This window comes from Amycolatopsis thailandensis, from assembly GCF_042723255.1.
Taxonomy (GTDB): domain Bacteria; phylum Actinomycetota; class Actinomycetes; order Mycobacteriales; family Pseudonocardiaceae; genus Amycolatopsis; species Amycolatopsis thailandensis.
Genome location: NZ_JBHXJK010000051.1, coordinates 15,700 through 32,019, shown reverse-complemented (window position 1 = coordinate 32,019; position 16,320 = coordinate 15,700). Strand labels below are relative to the sequence as shown.

Genomic DNA, 16,320 nt, shown 5'->3' with positions numbered 1-16,320 from the left:
CGGACAGTGACCGGACAGTCGCTAGCCCGACTGGGGGAAACTTACCGCCCTTGTACATCCACCCGTTAGCATCCGCACATTTGTTCGTTCCTGCGCGTCCCGATCGGGCGAAGAACACGTCTCACCATTCAAGTCCACAAGACGAGTGAGGTCGCCAGCGATGAGCACAGAGGGTCTCTCGATGCCAGGTATCTCGGTGGGCGGCTCCGGAGCGGACGCCGCCGACCGGATGCGCCGTGCCGCCGGGGTCATGTCGTTCGCCAAGATCAAACGTCCGGCGCTGGTCGCGCTGGGCATCGACACGCTCGCGATCTTCCTGGCGGCCCTCGACGTCTGGCTGGTGATCCCCGAGAAGGCCCAGCCGTACTCCATCTACCTGTCCGGCGCCGCGTGCCTCGGCCTCGCCTTCCGCCGCAAGCTGCCGTTCCTCGCGGTGATCGTCACCGTCCCCGGCTTCCTGGCCGGCTGGTCGCAGCTGGCCGCGATGATCGCGCTGGGCTTCCTCGCCACCCGCAAGCAGATGCACTGGCAGACCTGGACCGGGTTCGCGCTCGTTTTCACCTGCCGGTTCGTCCAGTGGCCACTGGCCGACTTCGTCGAGCTCAGCTGGCGCGAACACGTCCTCGACGGGATCTACGGGGTCATCGTCGCCGGGATGCCGGTGGCCATCGGCCTGCTCATCGGAGCGCGGACCGAGATCTCGCAGAAGCTCGCCGAACTCGCCGCCAGCCGCGACCGCGAACGCCGCTTCCACGCCGACGCCGTCCGCGCGGAGGAGCGCGCCCGCCTCGCGCGGGAGATGCACGACGTCGTCTCGCACCAGATCACGCTGATCGCGATGCAGGCGGGCGCGCTGCAGGCGCAGACCTCCGACGCCCGGTCGCTCGAAACCGCGCAGGTCATCCGGAAGCTGAGCACGAAGACGCTCGAAGAACTGCGCTCGCTCGTGAGCGTGCTCCGCTCGGGCTCCGAAGAAGACGGGCCGCGGCCGGGGATCAACGAACTCGACCGGCTGATCCGCGGCTCGGACGTCCCGGTGCACCTGACCGTCGAGCGGATCCCCGATCTCCTGCCCAGCCAGGTTTCGGCCGCCGCCTACCGGACAGTGCAGGAATGCCTGACCAACGTGCACAAGCACGCACCGGGCGCCACCGCGACCATCCGGATCCAGGGTGAGCACGGTTCGCTCAAGGTCGAAATACGCAACGAGCGCGCTCGGACCCCCGGTGCGGCCCTGCCCTCGGGAGGGCACGGGCTGACCGGTCTGGCCGAACGCGCTCGACTGCTGGGTGGGAGCTTCGAGACCGCCGACACCGAGGACGGCGGGTTCCGGGTGCGTGCCCGGTACCCGCTCGACCGGTGAGGGACTGCTAGATCTCCCGGCGCTGGCGCAACCGCTCCAGCGCCTCGGCGAGAATGGCCTCGCCGTCGGCGTCGGAACGCCGTTCCTTCACGTACGCCAAGTGAGTCTTGTAGGGCTCGGTCCGCGGCGCGGCAGGCGGGTTCTTCTCGTCCTGCCCACCGGGGAGTCCGCAGCGCGGGCAATCCCACTCGTCGGGAATCTCGGCGTCCATCGAGAACGAGGGCTGCGCCTCGTGTCCGTTGGCACACCAGTAGGAAATGCGGCGCCGCGGCGCCGACTCACCCCGCTCCGATTCGCCCGAAGGCCCGGCACCCACACGGGTGCCCCGAATCGCGTTACCGCCAACCATGAATCCTCACACCTATAGGGATCGGCGGCGCGCCCCCCATAGGCACGCCGAAACACCTGGATCGATCAGACCTTGAGCAGGAGCCCGAGGCCGATGATGCTGATCAGCCACACAGCGCCCAGCAGCAGCGTGATCCGGTCGAGGTTCTTCTCGGCCACGCTCGAGCCGGACAGGCTCGACTGCATACCGCCACCGAACAGCGAAGACAGACCACCGCCACGGCCGCGGTGCAGCAGCACCGCTACCACCAGGAAAAAGCTGGAGGCGATCAACAGGATTTGCAGGAACAGCTTCATGTCATCCTCTGCGCTCTTGGAGAATGCAGGAAAACGGTGTGCCACCGGCGGCTCATGACCGCCAGAACACACCGTACTCCTGGACTCGTCCACTGCTGTGTGACGGACCGGATACCCAGGTTACCCGGTAGGTGCCCCGATCAGGGCAGGGGCCCGCCCGCGGCGAGTGCGCAGAGTTTGGTGAACTCCTCACCATCCAGGCTGGCACCACCGACGAGCGCACCATCGATGTTCTCGCACGCGACGAGGTCACTGATGTTGTTGGACTTGGCCGAGCCCCCGTAGAGCACGCGGACCGAGGACGCGACCTCGGCCCCGTACTTCTCGGCGAGGGTGGCGCGGATGGCTCCGCACACCTCCTCGGCGTCCGCCGGGGTCGCGACCTTGCCGGTCCCGATGGCCCAGACCGGCTCGTAGGCGACGACGACGTCCTTGACCTGCTCGGCCTTGAGCCCCTTCAGGCCCTCGACCAGCTGGGCCGTGGTGTGGGCGATGTGCTCGCCGGCCTCGCGGACCTCGAGCTTCTCCCCCACGCACAGGATCGGCGTGATGCCGTGCTTGAGCGCGGCCTTGACCTTCTTGTTGACCAGTTCGTCGGACTCGCCGTGGTACTCACGCCGCTCCGAGTGCCCGACGGTGACGAAGCTGCAACCCAGCTTCGCCAGCATCGGGCCCGACACCTCACCGGTGTAGGCACCGGAGTCGTGCGGCGACAGGTCCTGGGCGCCGTAGGTGAGCGACAGCTTGTCGCCGTCGGTCAGCGTCTGGACGCTGCGGATGTCGGTGAACGGCGGCAGGACCGCGACGTCGACCTTCGCGTAGTACTTCTCCGGCAGGGCGAAGGCGATCTTCTGAACCAGCGCGATGGCTTCGAGGTGGTTCTGGTTCATCTTCCAGTTGCCGGCGATGAGCGGTTTGCGCGCCACTAGTCGTTCTCTCCCAGCACAGCGACTCCGGGCAGTTCCTTGCCCTCCAGGTACTCCAGCGACGCGCCGCCGCCGGTCGAGATGTGCGAGAAGCCGTCCTCGGGGAGGCCGAGCCGCCGCACCGCCGCGGCGGAGTCGCCACCGCCGACCACGGTGAAGGCGTCGCTCTCGACCAGCGCTTCGGCCACGGCACGGGTGCCACCGGAGAAGGACTCGAACTCGAACACGCCCATCGGGCCGTTCCAGAACACGGTCGCGGCGTCGGCCAGCTTCCCCGCGAACAGTTCGCGGGACTTCGGGCCGATGTCGAGACCCATGCGGTCGGCCGGGATGGCCGTCGCGTCGACGACGTCGAACTCCGCGTCGGCCGCGAAGCCCGTCGCGGCGAGCACGTCCACCGGCAGGATCAGCTCGACACCGCGCTTCTCCGCCTCGGCGAGGAAGCCGCGGACCTGGTCCAGCTGGTCCTCCTGAAGCAGCGAGTTGCCGACCTCGTGGCCCTGGGCCTTGAGGAAGGTGTACGCCATGCCGCCACCGATGAGCAGCCTGTCGACCTTGGTCAGCAGGTTGGCGATGACGCCCAGCTTGTCCGACACCTTCGCGCCGCCGAGGACGACGACGTACGGGCGGGCGAGGTCCTCGGTGAGCTTCTTGAGGACCTCGACCTCGGCGAGCACCAGACCGCCCGCGTACGCCGGAAGCGCACGGGCGATCTCGTAGACCGAGGCCTGCTTGCGGTGCACGACACCGAAGCCGTCGGACACGAACGCGCCGCCCGGGACGAGCGCGGCCAGCTCGGCGGCCAGTTCCTGGCGTTCCGCCTCGACCTTGCTGGTCTCGCGCGCGTCGAAACGCACGTTCTCCAGCAGGGCCACCTGACCGTCGGTCAGGCCCGCGACGGTGGCCTTGGCGGACTCGCCGACCAGGTCACCCGCCAGCGGGACGTCGACGCCGAGCAGCTCGGTGAGCTTCGCGGCGACGGGCGCGAGCGAGAACTTCGGGTCCGGCTCGCCCTTGGGACGGCCGAGGTGCGCCGTGACGACCACCTTCGCGCCCGCTTCCGCGAGCCGCTTGAGGGTCGGCAGGGCCGCGCGGACGCGGCCGTCGTCGGTGATCTTGTCCCCGTCGAGCGGGACGTTCAGGTCGGAACGCACGAGTACGTACCGGCCCGAAACGTCCCCGCTCAGCAGGTCTTCGAGGTTCTTCAGCGCCATCGGTCAGGAAAGCTTGTTGCCGACGAGCTTGACGAGGTCGGCGAGGCGGTTGGAGTAGCCCCACTCGTTGTCGTACCAGCCGATGACCTTGACCTGGTTGCCGATGACCTTGGTCAGCGGCGCGTCGTAGATGCAGGACGCCGGGTCGGTGACGATGTCGGCCGAGACGATCGGGTCGTCGTTGTAGCGCAGGATGCCGGCCAGGGGGCCCTCGGCGGCGGCCTTGTACGCGGCGTTGATCTCCTCGAGGGTCGCGCTCTTGGTGAGCGTGACGGTGAGGTCGGTGGCCGAGCCGGTCGGGATCGGGACGCGCAGCGCGTAACCGTCCAGCTTGCCCTGCAGCTCCGGCAGGACCAGGCCGATGGCCTTGGCGGCACCGGTCGAGGTCGGGACGATGTTCAGCGCGGCGGCGCGGGCGCGGCGCAGGTCCTTGTGCGGCGCGTCCTGCAGGTTCTGGTCCTGCGTGTACGCGTGGATGGTGGTCATCAGGCCCTGCTCGATGCCGAACGAGTCCTGCAGGACCTTGGCCAGCGGGCCGAGGCAGTTCGTGGTGCAGGAGGCGTTCGAGATGATGTTCTGCGAGCCGTCGTACTTGTCGTCGTTGACGCCCAGCACCACGGTCAGGTCCTCGCCCTTGGCGGGCGCGGAGATGATGACCTTCTTCGCGCCGCCGGCCAGGTGCGCCTTGGCGGCGTCGGCGTTGGTGAAGAAGCCGGTCGACTCGACGACGACGTCCACGCCCAGGTCGCCCCAGGGGAGGTTGGCCGGGTCGCGCTCGGCGAGGGCCTTGATCGTCTTGCCGTCGACGACGATGCCCTCGTCGCTGACGCTGACCTCGCCCGGGAAGCGGCCGAGGATGGAGTCGTACTTCAGCAGGTGGGCCATGGTGGCGACGTCGCCGAGGTCGTTGAACGCGACCACCTCGATGTCGTGACCGGCGGCCTGCACGGCCCGGAAGAAGTTGCGGCCGATGCGGCCGAAGCCGTTGACACCTACGCGAACCGTCACTGCTGCCACTCCCTAGAGACTCGTCCGGGATCGCCCCGGTAAGACGTCCTTTACTCGGGCGCAACCCTAGCGTGCGTGCTCGGGTGACCCTCTTTGCCCTGACGAGACTTCCACCACTCGGTGGGTCAGGTCAAGAATCGATTAAGTGCGTCGCTACCAGGACGTCTTGGGAAAACTCTCAGGTTCGTTGTGCTAGCCGTCGCTCCAGCGGGGTCCGCATCCGTGGCGTGACTCGCACCTCTCCGAACCACTCGGCCAGGTGGTTCGCCTCCGCCTCGACGGCCCGTTCGACCTCCGCGCCGACGTCCTCCAAGAGGTGATGGACGACCTCGCCGTCCGGGCGTTGCGCCCAGCCGCCGACGATCCGGCCGTCGGCCCAGACGGTGGGGCCGATGTTGCCGGTGCCGTCGAACAGCGGCGCGCGGTGCGGGCCGAGGTACCAGTCCCGCTCGATCCAGCCCATCGCCGCCGGGTCGAGGGACGGGAGCAGCGCGACCCAGGGCCCGGGCTCCTCGACCGGCTCCAGATCGTTGGCGAGCACCATGCCGGGGACTCCGTCGAGGTCGACCTCGATCGGCTGAACCGCGGCGAGGGCCTTCTTCGTCTGCCCGACCGTCCAGCCCGTCCACCACCGCAGGTCCGCTATCGGCGCCGGCCCGTAGGCGAAGAGCCACCTGCGGGCGAGCTCGGCCCTGGCCTCGTCGGCGTCCCACTCGGCGAAGCCCTGGGGCAGCCAATCCCCCATCGTGGCCCAGTAGTGCTGGCTGCTGATCCAGCTCCCGCGCGGGCGGCCGCGGACGATGCGGCCGTCGACCGCGAGCTGGAACAGGACCCTGCTGGTGACGTTGGCGATCGCCTCGTACGGCTTCCCCTTCGCCATCAAAAGTTGCTGTCTGAGACGTGGCTCGTCCTGGGAGAGCTCTTGTGCCGTGGCGGAACCACGGGCCTTCAGCGCGCGCTCGGTCGCGTCCTCGACCTCGGCGAGCCAGCGGTCCGGCTCGGGCACGTTCTCCGGATGTCCCTGCTTGCCGAGATGCTGTTCGAGCAGGCGGCGCTGCTTCTTGGCGATATCCGCCGAGCACGCCGCCTGGACCAGCGCCGCGTTCTCGTGGCCGACCACGAAAACGGTGCGGCGCATGCCAAGCATGCGGATCAGCGTGCGCTCGTCGTAGAGCGCTCGCTCCACGTCCGCGACGCCTTCGCGCTTGAGCCGGGCCCACGTCGAGAGATGGACCGTCGCCGGGTCCGTGGCGTGCAGCGCGACGACCGCGTCCGCCACGGCGTGCACCGACTCGGCGGGCGTGGCCAGGTGATGGCGCGCGGCGAGGCGGGCGCGGCGCTGCCGGACGTCGATCTTGGGGGTCACGGATCGTTCCTACCACCGGGCCCCGACAGGTTCGGTCCCCAGCGGCTGAAGGGCGCTTTCCCTACATGCGACGTGGGGAAAGCGTCCTTCACCGCGTGAGACGCGGGGAAAGTTCCCTTCAGCCCGCCCTGGACCTCACTGCCGCTCGAGCTCGAACACCGGGATGATCCGGCTGGTCTTGCTCTGGTACTCGGCGAACTGCGGCATGACCGCGGACTGCCGCGCGTAGACGTCTTCGCGCTCGGAGCCGGTGAGAACCCGCGCGCGGACCGGGAAGGTCTCGGTGCCGAGCTCGACCTTGGTGTCGGGGTGGGCCACGAGGTTGTGGAACCACGCCGGGTTGTCGTCGGCGCCGCCCTTGCTGGCGAAGATGTAGATCCGGTCGCCCTCCAGGAGCGGGACGAGCGGCGCGATCCGCTCCTTGCCGGACTTCGCGCCGGTGTGGTGGACGAGGACCAGCGGCATGCCCTCGAACATGCCGCCCGCCTTGCCGCCGGTCTCGCGGAACTCGGCGATCACGTTGCGGTTGATCTCGTCGAAGTCGAAATCGATCGTTTCTGCCATGGATCCGATCGTATGGCTCACCGGGTGACCGTATCGATGCCTGAAACAGCCATGGGCATACCCGTTTGTCGCACTATCATCGCTCTCATGGACCTCTTGGCCGAAACCCTCGCCGTGGGCGGTGTCCGGGGCACCGCCGGAGCCCGGATCGAGGGATCCGGGCCGTGGGGCATCCTCTGGCACCGCATCGCCGGCGCGGCCTTCTACGCCATCACCTGCGGGACGGCCTGGCTGGACCTGCCAGGCCACCCACCGCGGCAGCTCATGCCCGGCGACGTCGTCCTGCTGCCGAACGGCCAGGAGCACACTCTGCGCAGCGCCCCGGACGCCCCGGTCATTCCCCAGCTCTGCACGGTGGCGGAGCGGGCACGCAAATGCGGCGGCGTGCTGCGCCTCGGCTCCGGGGACGTGCAGACCCATGTCCTCGGCGCGTCCTACGACTACGACCCGGCGGTGTCCACCCAGGTGCTCGCCACCTTGCCGGACGTCGTGCACATCCGCGCGAACCGCGGCGGCGACGGGCTGGACGACACCGTCCGCCTGCTGTCGCGGGAACTGGCGGGCCCGCAGATCGCCACGGACTTCGTCCTCAACCGGCTCGTCGACATCCTCCTGGTCCAACTGCTTCGCGTGTGGCGGACCGAGAAACCGGACGAGGCGCGGGGAACCTGGCTCGGCGTCCTGGGCGACCCGTTGGTGAGCGTGGCGCTGGTCAAGATCCACGAGGATCCGGCGAGGCCGTGGACGACCGATCTGCTCGCGGCGGAACTGGCGACCTCGCGCAGCACGCTGACCCGCCGTTTCCGTGAAACGACCGGCCGGACCCCCGGCGACTACCTGACCCAGTGGCGGATGGACCTCGCCGCGGTCCGGCTCCGCGACACCGACGAAACGGTGGACAGCATCGCCCACTCGGTCGGCTACACGTCGGTGTTCGCGTTCAGCCGGGCTTTCCGGCGCGCCCGGAACGAAGCCCCCGGGCAATACCGCACCTCGGCCCGCGCGGGGCTCAGGACGGTCGGGTGACCGGAACGACGTCCAGAAGTTCTTTCAGGCCTTCGAAATCCTGCGGATTGGTGGTGTACAGCGGCATCCGGTGCGCGATGGCCACGCTGGCGATCATCAGGTCGGCCACCCGGCGTCGGGGTGTCCTGCCCATCGCGAGCACGGACGCCGACACCCTGCCGAAGATCCGTGCCGCTTCGGTTCCGAAGGGCAGCGGGTCGAACTCCGATTCCACCCGTTGCAGCAGATCCGTGCGCCGGGCCCGTTCGGCCGGGTCGGCGGCGTAGTGCGGGCCCGCGGACAGTTCGGCGAGCGTGATCGTGCTGATCGACATCAGATCCGGCAGCTGGGCATGATCGATCGTCCGGCGCAGGATCAGGATGCTCGTGTCGAGCAGGCCGTGGACCTCAGCGGTTATAGGGATCGTCCGCCTCCCCTTCGAGAGCGTCGTCGAGGTCCGCGCGGAACCTGTCCGGGTCGATGAGCGGAGCGTTCGCCGAGACGGCGGCGAACTGGTCACGGGAAACGGCGTGCCGCCGACACAGCGGGACCAGCTGGGCGATGGGCGAGCCGCTGCGGGTCACGGTGAAGCTTTCCCCGTGCTCGACCGCGTCCATGATCTCGCCGGACCGGTTCCGGAGATCACGCTGGGAGATCTCGTGCTGAACGCTCATACGCACATTTTAGTGCCCTGTGCCCCACAGTGCCACCCTGTGCCACACCCCCGTCAGGCCAGCTCTTCCTCCGGCTCGGGCTCCTCGGCAGGCCGCGTGAACAGCCGTGTCGCCGAAAGCCGCGCTACGCCGTCCGGGTCCCCGAGCTCGTCGGTCGCGTTCCGGATCGTCGCGTCGACGGACAGGTACTTGCGGCCCGCCCGCAGATCCGCGTCGTTGCGCAGCCGCACGATCAGCGGGAACTCGCTCAGCGCGCCGGCGTCGAACAGGCCGGTGGTGTAGATCAGCTGGACACCCAGCGCCTCCGCGACAGCGCGCTGCAGCTCCAGCAGATACCCGGCCGACGCGCGGCCGATCGGGTTGTCGAGGAACAGCACGCCGGAATGCCGGTTGCGTGCCTTGCCGCGGTTGTTCGCCCGCAGCGCCGCCAGGGTGCAGTACAGGATGATCGCCGCGGTCAGCTGCTGCCCGCCGGAGAACACGTCCCGGATCTCGGAAACCCGCTGCCGTTCGGTCCGCAGCACGGAGTCCGGTTTCAGCATGTCGACCCGGAATCCCTTGGGAGCGGCGGCCTGCACGCCGCGCAGCACGAGCGAAAGCCCGTCCCGCTTGACGTCCCGGCCATCCGAGGTCTTCCCCACCGCGGCTTCGTCGACGACCTCGCCCAGCTTCTCGGCGAGCACGTTCTCTTCGAGTTCGGTGAAACGGATCCGCAGGAACTCCTGACCCGACCAGTCGCCGAGACCGTCCGGCAGCCGCGAAACCCGTTGCGCCGCGCGGAGAGTGCGCAGCGCGCCGTCGACCATGCCCTGCAGCCGGGTGATGATGCCGCCGCGGTGCCGGTCGATCTGCGCGAGGTCGTCGGTGAGCGTGCGCAGCCGCGGCCGCAACGCCTCGGCCCATTCCGCGGCGTGGGCGGGCAGCTGGTCGCGGCGGACCGAGATCACCTGCTGGCGCACCGGCGTGGAGAGCTTCTCGAACCGCTTGTCCGTGGCGTACTGCGCCAGCTGATCGGCCGCGGCCCGCACCCGGCGGTCGCCCGCGTCGGCGGCGTCCTGCGCCTCGGTGAGCGCGCTGTTGAGCCGGGAGTGCTTGGCCCGCGCGGATTCCACGTCGCCGTCGAACGCCGCCTCGTCATCGTCTTTGGAAAGCAGGTGCGCCATGGACTCGGCCAGCAGACCGAAGCCGGACGCGGACGTCTTCGCGGACTCCAGTGTCGCTTCGGCGGCGGCGCGGCGCTCCTGGAGCTCTTCCCATTTCCGCGCGGCGGCGGACACTTCGAGGCTGGCGTCGTCAATCAGCGCCAAGCCGTGCTCGATGTCCTTCGGCCGCGCGTCGGAGGAGATCGCGGCGAGGGCCGACGGCTGCTCCGGGAGCTGACTCAGCTCGGCCTTGCGGGTCGCGACGAGACCGACGATCTCGGTGCGCTCCTCCTCCAGGACCGCGACCGCCCGGTTCGCCCGCGCTTGCGCGGCCGCCCGCGCCGAAGCGTCGGAACCGTCCGGCGTCTCCAGCAACGTCGAGGCCCGTTCGCGGACGGCGTCGTCCAGCGCTTCGAGGGCCGCCCGCGCGGACGCCTCGACACTTTCCGCCTGATCGAGCTCGGCCCGGAGGTCGCTGCCGACCTCGACCTTCGCATACGCCTCGGAAGCCGAGGCGAAAGTACGCCGCAACGCGTCCACCGGTTCGGCGGGCGCGGGGTCGTCCTCGGTGACGTCACTCGATCCGGGCACCTCGGCCAGTTCCGACTTCGCCGTCGTCGCCGTGCGCCGGTGCCCGTCCGCGGTGCGCTGTTCCTCACCGGCCTGCTCACGCAGCCTGGACGCCTTCACCGCGGCTTCGGACGCCGTCGCCTCGGCCCGTTCGGCGGTCTCCGTCGCGCGCTCGACGTCGTCCGTCCACTCGGGGATCTTCGTGGCGCGCGTGGCGAGTGTTTCCAGGCCGCGGGCGCGCTCCCCCGCCTCGGCCGAAGCCGTGCGCAGCTCGGGAACCCGCTCCCGCAACCCGGTCGCCTTCTCGCCGAGTCGCTGGAACTCCTTTTCCGCCTGGTCCAGCGCGGTTCGCGCGGTCTCGTGCGCGGCGCGCGCGTTCTGCCGCTGCTCGGCCAGGGTCGCGATGCTGCCGGGCGGGTAGTCCTCGCGCCAGGTCTTGAGTTTCCACGACAGCGCGCTGTCGTCGGCCAGCGCCGTCGTCAGCGCTTCCAGACGCCGCTGCCGTTCCGCGTGCCGGAGCGCGATCGCCTCGCGCTCGGCGTCGGCGGCCTCCTCGTCGTACATCGCCGGATTGGGCGGCACGAGGAACTCGATGCCCGCCTCACCCGGCAGGCGGTCGGTCGTGGTGGCCTCGGTCGTGGCCACCGGGATGATCGTGCTGGGCAGCAGCCGCCGCTCCGCGAGGACCTTCTCGGCGAGCCGGACCTGCTCCGGCTCGTTGAGCAGGATCCCCGAGACCAGCTGGGGCGCGCGGGCCAGCACGGCCGCCCGCCGCTTCTTGTCCAAAGTGGACAGATAGCGCCAGCCGGACCACGCGTTCATCCCGGCGGCTTCCAGCGCGTCCAGCGCGGCCTGGACCTCTTCGGGAGCGGGCAGGAGGCCGCCGGAACCGAGGGCGTTGAGCGCGCGCTCGTCGACGGATTCCTCCATCCGCAGCGCGGTCTGTTCCTTCTCCGCGGCCGAACCCGCCTCACGCAGGCGTTCCAGCAGTACCGGGAGGTCGGTCTCCAGCGCGACGTCGTCCGCGCCGAGGAGTTCGCTCAGCCGGGGTTCGACGGCGAGCGCGTCGGTGCGCCGGTTGGCCCTGTCGAGTTCCTCCGCCGCGCGCTCCAGCCTGTCCTTTGTGGACCCGGCGAGCCGGTGCGCGTCGTTGACGGTGGCCTGCGCGGACCGCAGATCCTCTGCCACGCGTTCGAGTTCCTGCTCACGGCGGACGAGTTCCGCGGCGGTCGTCTCGGCCTCGGTCCGGGCCGCACGCGCCGCCTCGGCGACGTCGGCCCCGGCCTTGAGCGCGCCGGACCGGACGCTTTCCGCGATCTCCTCGCGGATCTCGGCGATCCGCGCCCCCAGGCCGCGGGCTTCCGCCCGGCGCGAGGCCGCGAGGTTCGCCGACTCGTCCCGTTCGGCTTGGGCCTTCTCCGCTTCGGCGCGCAGGGCGCCGACGTGGGCTTCGGCCTTCGCCGCCTGCTCGGTCGCGTTCTTGGCCAGCGCCAGCAGGCCCCTGGCGAGCGCGGCGGCAGCGGTGTTGCGTGCCTGGAGCGCGGGCTGCGCCTTCTGCTCGCGATTCCCCACCAGTTCCCGGAAATCGCGGGCCTTGCGGGCGGCGTTGAGGTGGTTGAGCACGGTGGCGCATTCACGCCAGGCCTCGGCGGCGGTCTTGGCCTCGGCCAGTTCGCCGTCGATCCGCTTCTTGCTCTCCTGAGCCTCGTCGAGCCGCAGTTTCCCGACCAGGCGCCGGAGTTCGGTGACCCCGGCGGTGAGACGGCGATGATCGCCCTCGGCCAGCTTCTCGGCGGACTTCACCTCGTCGACGTGCTGGTCGAGCCCGCTCAGCCGCTCGTTCTCCAGTTTGTCGCGGGCGGCGACCCGACCGGCGAGCGTCCGCATCTCGGCGCGGGCCGCGTCGGCGAGTTTCCGCGACGCGGCGGCGACGCCTTCCTCCTCCGCCAGCGGCGTGAGCAGGTCGAGCGCCCCCGCGACGAAATCCCGCTCCGACAACAGATCCCCGCGCTGGGCGAGGTTGTGCGCGTAGGTCGCGACGACCTCGGCGAGGTCCTTCGGCTCCTCTTCCGAGAGGACAGCGCGCAGCAGGAACTCGACGAACGCCTCGTCGGTGCTGAACGCGAAGGCGTCCGCCGCCTCGCCCTCACCGGCGTTCATCGCGCGCTGGTACCGGAAAAGCTCGGTGTCGAGGCCGAGGCCGTCGAGCCGGGACGTCCATTCGTGGTGGCGCCGGGTCCAGAACAGCTCCAGCTCCGGCTCGCCGCCGTGCACCTTGTCGAGCTGGTCGTGGAAACCGGACATCGTCAGCAGCCTGCCGTCCGACGTCAGCGGCAGCGTGTCGAGATCGAGCGACGGGGTGGGGCGGAAGCAGTACCAGGAGTCGACGAGGTTCTCCGAGTCCGCCGACACGACGTGCCCGCGCCATTCCGACACCTTGCCGGTGATCACGCGGTGACCGGTCTCGACCTGGAGCCACTCCAGCACGACGTGCGAGACGTCCTTGGCGGCGACGAACTTCTCCAGCACCTTGGTGTTGGTCGTGCCGACGACCTGACGGCGGCCGGGCAGCATGACCGAGAAGATCAGCTTGATCAGGACGGATTTGCCACCGCCGTTCTCCAGGAACAGCACGCTCGCCGGCGACGGCCGCCGCGGCGGCCCCTCCCCCGCCAGGTGGATCCCGGCGCTGAACAGCGCGTCCTGCTTGGGCGCGGTGATGGCCGCGCCGACGCCGCTGAAGTCCAGCACGACGTCCTGGTACCGCGCGCCCGCCGGGCCCACCGAATGCAGGCGAACCCGCGAAAGCTCGTACATCTCTTCCCCTCTAAAGCGTGTCCGACGAAGTGGCACGCAGAGTCCCGCCGCCATTGGCGACCGAGACCACGTTCAGCTCCAGCAAATCGTCGAAAGCCGCGTCGGCGGCGAGTTCGCGCACCTGCACCTGATAGCGCGGTGTCGTGCGGTAGGTCCCGCCCTGTTCCCCGCTGACCTGGACGAGAAATCCTTGGTCGGCGAGGAAACGCAGCGCCCGCGCGACCATGCCGCGAGTGGTGTCCGACGCCAGCCTGCCGTCCTTGGTCGCCGCGGCCGCCGGACGCCGGGCGTAGGCGCGCCAGGCCTGTTCGAGTTCGGGCGCGTCGGCCAGCGGGTCGTTGTTCGCCTCGGCCTCCGCCGCGCGCTCGTCGAGGATCCGGCAGGCCTCGCGCACCATCGCGTCCACCTGCTCGACACTGACGCGGCCGATGTAGGTGTCGTTGGCGAGGTCGTCCGGGCGCGGGTAGCCGAGCGCGGCGGTGGCGAGGTGGACGAGCCCGTGCAGCACCTTTTCGGTCTCACGGCGTTCGCGGATCTTGCTCTGCCGCGCGTAACTGTCCATCTTGATCTCGAAGACGGACTCGTCGGTCGCGGCCAGCACGGCACCGGCCTGGAGGTTGACCTCCAGCACCATCAGCCCGAGCCCGGCCGCGACCGCGTGCGTGAGCTGCTTGAACGCCCTGTCCTCGCCGTAGCGCCGGACGAGGTCGCCGTAGACGACGTCCCGTGACGGCAGCTGCTTCGGCCGCATGCCGAACGAGACGAGCCGGGCCGCGGATTCGACGTCCCCTGTAGAAATCCCCGTCGTCACGCGACCTCCTCCTCTTCTTCGTGGCGATCGACCCTGGCCGACGAAAGCAGCAGATCCGCTCCGCCGAACTCGGGGTCTTCGAGCAACGTGCCGTCGTCGACGGCCAGCAGCACCTGGCGCTCACCCAGCCGCAGCGCCGCGCCGACCTCGGGACTGTAGGCGTGCACCGCCCGCAACGCGACCAGGGCGGGCAGCCGGGGATCGATCCGCCGGGCCTCTTCGAGCAGCCCAGACAGCCGTCGCGGCACCTCCGGCAGGTCGAGCAGGTCGTCGGCTAGCCGCCACTGTTCGTCGCCGAACTTGTCGGTGACGTCGGCGGGCATCAGCTCGGGTTCGGGGATCTCGCCGACCAGCTGGTCGCGTTCCGGCGCCGGCCGCAGCAGCAGCGACACCAGCGAGGACAGCGACGGCACCGTCGGCGGGGAGATCCCGGCACCGGCGTGGAAGAACGACTCGGCGGGCGCGACGGCTTGGGCGATCGGCAGGCCCAGCGTCGGCAGCAGGAGCTGGCCGAACAGGTCGATAGTCGCGCGTTGCGGCGGCCCGGAGAACTGCTGGCGGTCCTGTTCGGCGCGGAACACCGCACCGGCGTCGGCGAGCCTCGACTGGAGCCGCGTGTGGCGGCGGATGCAGTCGCCGACGATGTCGACGAGTTCGGCGGCGCGGCGTTTGCGGTCGAGGTCCTCGGTCTCGTCCCTCGACGCGGTGATGTTCTTGAGGATCGCGTTCTCGGCGCGGAAACGGGACTCGATATGGGACAGCGCCTGGTCCAGCAGGTCCGGGACCTCGCGCTCCCAGTCGACCGCGCGCACGTCACGCCGGGTGGCGTCGAGTTTGGCGCGCAGGGTCTCGCCGTATTGGACGGTCCGGTAGCGGGCCTGCTCGGCGGCGAGCTTGGCGTCGGCGAGGCGGCCGCGGTTGATCAGGTTCTCCAGTTTGACCTCGGCCGCGATCTGGGCGGACTCGACGTCGGTGTCCAGCGCGCCGACGAGCACGTTGATCGCCTCGTCCGTGGCGCGCAGGTAGACCTCGCCGTCGGGCGCGGCCAGCTCGACCAGCAGCTTGAAGTCGAACTGACGGCGCTGGTAGCCGCCACCGGGACCGATGGAGCCATAGACGCGCCGGAACCCGCGATCGGTGGTGCCGACGTTGATCAGGTTGTCCAGCACCCACCGGGCGACCTTGGCGTGCTCGTCCGGCGTCCGGCCCGGCGCCTGGAGCGCGACGAATGGCAGCAACCGCGTGATCACCTGTTCGTGGTCGGCGCCGGTGTCGAAGTCCATCGACACGGTGACCTGGTCGATCGTGTGCAGGGCGATCTCCGCCATCTGGTAGATCGTGGCGTCCGCCCAGTCCAGCTTCGCCTTGCGCGCGTCGAGGTCGTGCAAGGGCGCGGTGCAGGCCAGCGCCTTGAGGCGGCGGGTCAGCCCCTCGTCGGCCAGCCCCATCCCGGTCAGCTCGTCGTCTCGCACAGCAGGCCAGGCTAGTCGCCGCCCCCGACACCCCGCACGGGTGACCGGGGTGCCCGGCCCTCCGGGCGGCGGTAGCGTCTGGTTCATGCGTGAAATGAGCCGGGACGAATGGTGGGCCTTCGCGAGCGAGGGCACGCGGACGGGCATGCTCGGCCTGGTCCGCGCGAACGGTGCGGCGATCGTGACGCCGGTGTGGTTCCTGCTGAACGAGGGCCCCGACGGGGACGAGCTGATCTTCACCACCGGCACGGACACGCTCAAGGGGAAGGCGCTGCGGCGCGACCCGCGGCTCTCGCTGGCCGTCGACGACCAGAAGCCGCCGTACTCGTATGTGCAGTTCACCGCCGAAGCCGTGTTGCACAGCGACTACGACGAGATGCTCGAATGGGCGACCAGGCTCGGTGGCCGGTACATGGGCGCGGACAAGGCCGAGGCCTACGGCAAGCGCAACGCCGTACCCGAAGAGTCCTTGGTGCGGGCCAAAATCGTGAAGGTGATCGCGCGGGCCGACATCGCCGGCTGACGCTCCCTCTCTCCGTCGCATTCAGTCCTCTGGATGCGGTACTTGCGCGTGCAACTACCGCATCCAGAGGACTGAATGCGTTCTAAACGTGTCCTCGTCCCGCTGATCGCGACGCCGGGCAACACGCTCCGTGAGTGTCTTCGTCGACTATTGACACGAAGCACCCGCTGGTGTGTGATCTGAACCATAGATAGGAAAGTTTCCTAACTAAAACCTTCCC

General features: G+C 69.7%; 15 protein-coding genes. 3 read left to right on the top strand and 12 right to left on the bottom strand.

Annotated elements, in window-relative coordinates:
• Positions 1 to 160: 160 nt before the first annotated feature.
• Positions 161 to 1,363 (top strand): sensor histidine kinase, encoded by a 1,203-nt coding sequence (locus ACFWMR_RS21350; protein ID WP_167406117.1) that lies wholly within the window; start codon positions 161 to 163, stop codon positions 1,361 to 1,363.
• Positions 1,364 to 1,370: 7 nt separating this feature from the next.
• Here ACFWMR_RS21350 and ACFWMR_RS21345 read toward each other — a convergent pair whose 3' ends face one another.
• From ACFWMR_RS21345 to ACFWMR_RS21315, 7 genes are all read right to left on the bottom strand, one after another.
• The gene (locus tag ACFWMR_RS21345) at positions 1,371 to 1,712 is read right to left on the bottom strand and encodes an RNA polymerase-binding protein RbpA (RefSeq protein ID WP_034311760.1); all 342 of its coding nucleotides are present in this window, start codon (positions 1,710 to 1,712) and stop codon (positions 1,371 to 1,373) included.
• 65 nt (positions 1,713 to 1,777) lie between these two features.
• The gene (gene secG, locus ACFWMR_RS21340) at positions 1,778 to 2,008 is read right to left on the bottom strand and encodes a preprotein translocase subunit SecG (RefSeq protein ID WP_005152283.1); all 231 of its coding nucleotides are present in this window, start codon (positions 2,006 to 2,008) and stop codon (positions 1,778 to 1,780) included.
• A gap of 140 nt (positions 2,009 to 2,148) precedes the next feature.
• A complete protein-coding gene (gene tpiA / locus ACFWMR_RS21335) occupies positions 2,149 to 2,934 on the bottom strand; it encodes a triose-phosphate isomerase (RefSeq protein ID WP_093934258.1) in 786 nt (261 codons plus the stop codon).
• Complete coding sequence (locus ACFWMR_RS21330) at positions 2,934 to 4,142, bottom strand: phosphoglycerate kinase (RefSeq protein ID WP_378379626.1); 1,209 nt, start codon at positions 4,140 to 4,142, stop codon at positions 2,934 to 2,936. Before ACFWMR_RS21330 ends, tpiA begins: the two co-directional genes overlap by 1 nt.
• A 9-nt stretch (positions 4,143 to 4,151) precedes the next feature.
• Entirely contained in the window at positions 4,152 to 5,156 is a 1,005-nt protein-coding gene (gene gap, locus ACFWMR_RS21325; protein ID WP_378379608.1) for a type I glyceraldehyde-3-phosphate dehydrogenase, read from the bottom strand.
• A gap of 178 nt (positions 5,157 to 5,334) precedes the next feature.
• On the bottom strand, positions 5,335 to 6,522 hold the full coding sequence (locus ACFWMR_RS21320) for a winged helix DNA-binding domain-containing protein (RefSeq protein ID WP_378379607.1): 1,188 nt from the start codon (positions 6,520 to 6,522) through the stop codon (positions 5,335 to 5,337).
• Between the two features lie 135 nt (positions 6,523 to 6,657).
• A complete protein-coding gene (locus ACFWMR_RS21315; RefSeq protein ID WP_378379606.1) occupies positions 6,658 to 7,086 on the bottom strand; it encodes a nitroreductase family deazaflavin-dependent oxidoreductase in 429 nt (142 codons plus the stop codon).
• Positions 7,087 to 7,173: 87 nt separating this feature from the next.
• On the opposite strand from ACFWMR_RS21315, the gene ACFWMR_RS21310 reads away from it, so the two are divergent.
• Positions 7,174 to 8,112 (top strand): AraC family transcriptional regulator, encoded by a 939-nt coding sequence (locus ACFWMR_RS21310; protein WP_378379605.1) that lies wholly within the window; start codon positions 7,174 to 7,176, stop codon positions 8,110 to 8,112.
• On the opposite strand, the gene ACFWMR_RS21305 is transcribed toward ACFWMR_RS21310, so the two are convergent.
• Genes ACFWMR_RS21305 through ACFWMR_RS21285 form a run of 5 tightly spaced genes read right to left on the bottom strand, consistent with a single transcriptional unit; the run spans position 8,096 to position 15,553 of the window.
• On the bottom strand, positions 8,096 to 8,611 hold the full coding sequence (locus ACFWMR_RS21305; RefSeq protein WP_378379604.1) for a type II toxin-antitoxin system VapC family toxin: 516 nt from the start codon (positions 8,609 to 8,611) through the stop codon (positions 8,096 to 8,098). The two genes, ACFWMR_RS21310 and ACFWMR_RS21305, sit on opposite strands and share 17 nt — an antisense overlap.
• Positions 8,499 to 8,765 (bottom strand): type II toxin-antitoxin system Phd/YefM family antitoxin, encoded by a 267-nt coding sequence (locus tag ACFWMR_RS21300; protein ID WP_378379603.1) that lies wholly within the window; start codon positions 8,763 to 8,765, stop codon positions 8,499 to 8,501. The genes ACFWMR_RS21305 and ACFWMR_RS21300 overlap by 113 nt, the downstream gene beginning before the upstream one ends.
• 53 nt (positions 8,766 to 8,818) lie before the next feature.
• Positions 8,819 to 13,294 (bottom strand): hypothetical protein, encoded by a 4,476-nt coding sequence (locus tag ACFWMR_RS21295; protein ID WP_378379602.1) that lies wholly within the window; start codon positions 13,292 to 13,294, stop codon positions 8,819 to 8,821.
• A gap of 10 nt (positions 13,295 to 13,304) precedes the next feature.
• The gene (locus ACFWMR_RS21290) at positions 13,305 to 14,045 is read right to left on the bottom strand and encodes a hypothetical protein (protein ID WP_051137743.1); all 741 of its coding nucleotides are present in this window, start codon (positions 14,043 to 14,045) and stop codon (positions 13,305 to 13,307) included.
• 56 nt (positions 14,046 to 14,101) lie between these two features.
• Positions 14,102 to 15,553, bottom strand: coding sequence for a hypothetical protein (locus ACFWMR_RS21285; RefSeq protein ID WP_378379625.1), 1,452 nt, complete (start codon positions 15,551 to 15,553; stop codon positions 14,102 to 14,104).
• Between the two features lie 109 nt (positions 15,554 to 15,662).
• Between ACFWMR_RS21285 and ACFWMR_RS21280 the strand changes: the two genes are divergently transcribed.
• Complete coding sequence (locus tag ACFWMR_RS21280) at positions 15,663 to 16,100, top strand: PPOX class F420-dependent oxidoreductase (protein WP_093934248.1); 438 nt, start codon at positions 15,663 to 15,665, stop codon at positions 16,098 to 16,100.
• Positions 16,101 to 16,320 lie beyond the last annotated feature (220 nt).

Bases quoted from the DNA above. Each gene is read 5' to 3' on its own strand.
- ACFWMR_RS21310 (WP_378379605.1), top strand. From the start codon at position 7,174: ATGGACCTCTTGGCCGAAACCCTCGCCGTGGGCGGTGTCCGGGGCACC.
- secG (WP_005152283.1), bottom strand. From the start codon at position 2,008: ATGAAGCTGTTCCTGCAAATCCTGTTGATCGCCTCCAGCTTTTTCCTG.
- ACFWMR_RS21315 (WP_378379606.1), bottom strand. From the start codon at position 7,086: ATGGCAGAAACGATCGATTTCGACTTCGACGAGATCAACCGCAACGTG.
- ACFWMR_RS21280 (WP_093934248.1), top strand. From the start codon at position 15,663: ATGCGTGAAATGAGCCGGGACGAATGGTGGGCCTTCGCGAGCGAGGGC.
- ACFWMR_RS21345 (WP_034311760.1), bottom strand. From the start codon at position 1,712: ATGGTTGGCGGTAACGCGATTCGGGGCACCCGTGTGGGTGCCGGGCCT.
- ACFWMR_RS21295 (WP_378379602.1), bottom strand. From the start codon at position 13,294: ATGTACGAGCTTTCGCGGGTTCGCCTGCATTCGGTGGGCCCGGCGGGC.
- ACFWMR_RS21290 (WP_051137743.1), bottom strand. From the start codon at position 14,045: ATGCGGCCGAAGCAGCTGCCGTCACGGGACGTCGTCTACGGCGACCTC.
- ACFWMR_RS21350 (WP_167406117.1), top strand. From the start codon at position 161: ATGAGCACAGAGGGTCTCTCGATGCCAGGTATCTCGGTGGGCGGCTCC.
- ACFWMR_RS21285 (WP_378379625.1), bottom strand. From the start codon at position 15,553: ATGGGGCTGGCCGACGAGGGGCTGACCCGCCGCCTCAAGGCGCTGGCC.
- ACFWMR_RS21300 (WP_378379603.1), bottom strand. From the start codon at position 8,765: ATGAGCGTTCAGCACGAGATCTCCCAGCGTGATCTCCGGAACCGGTCC.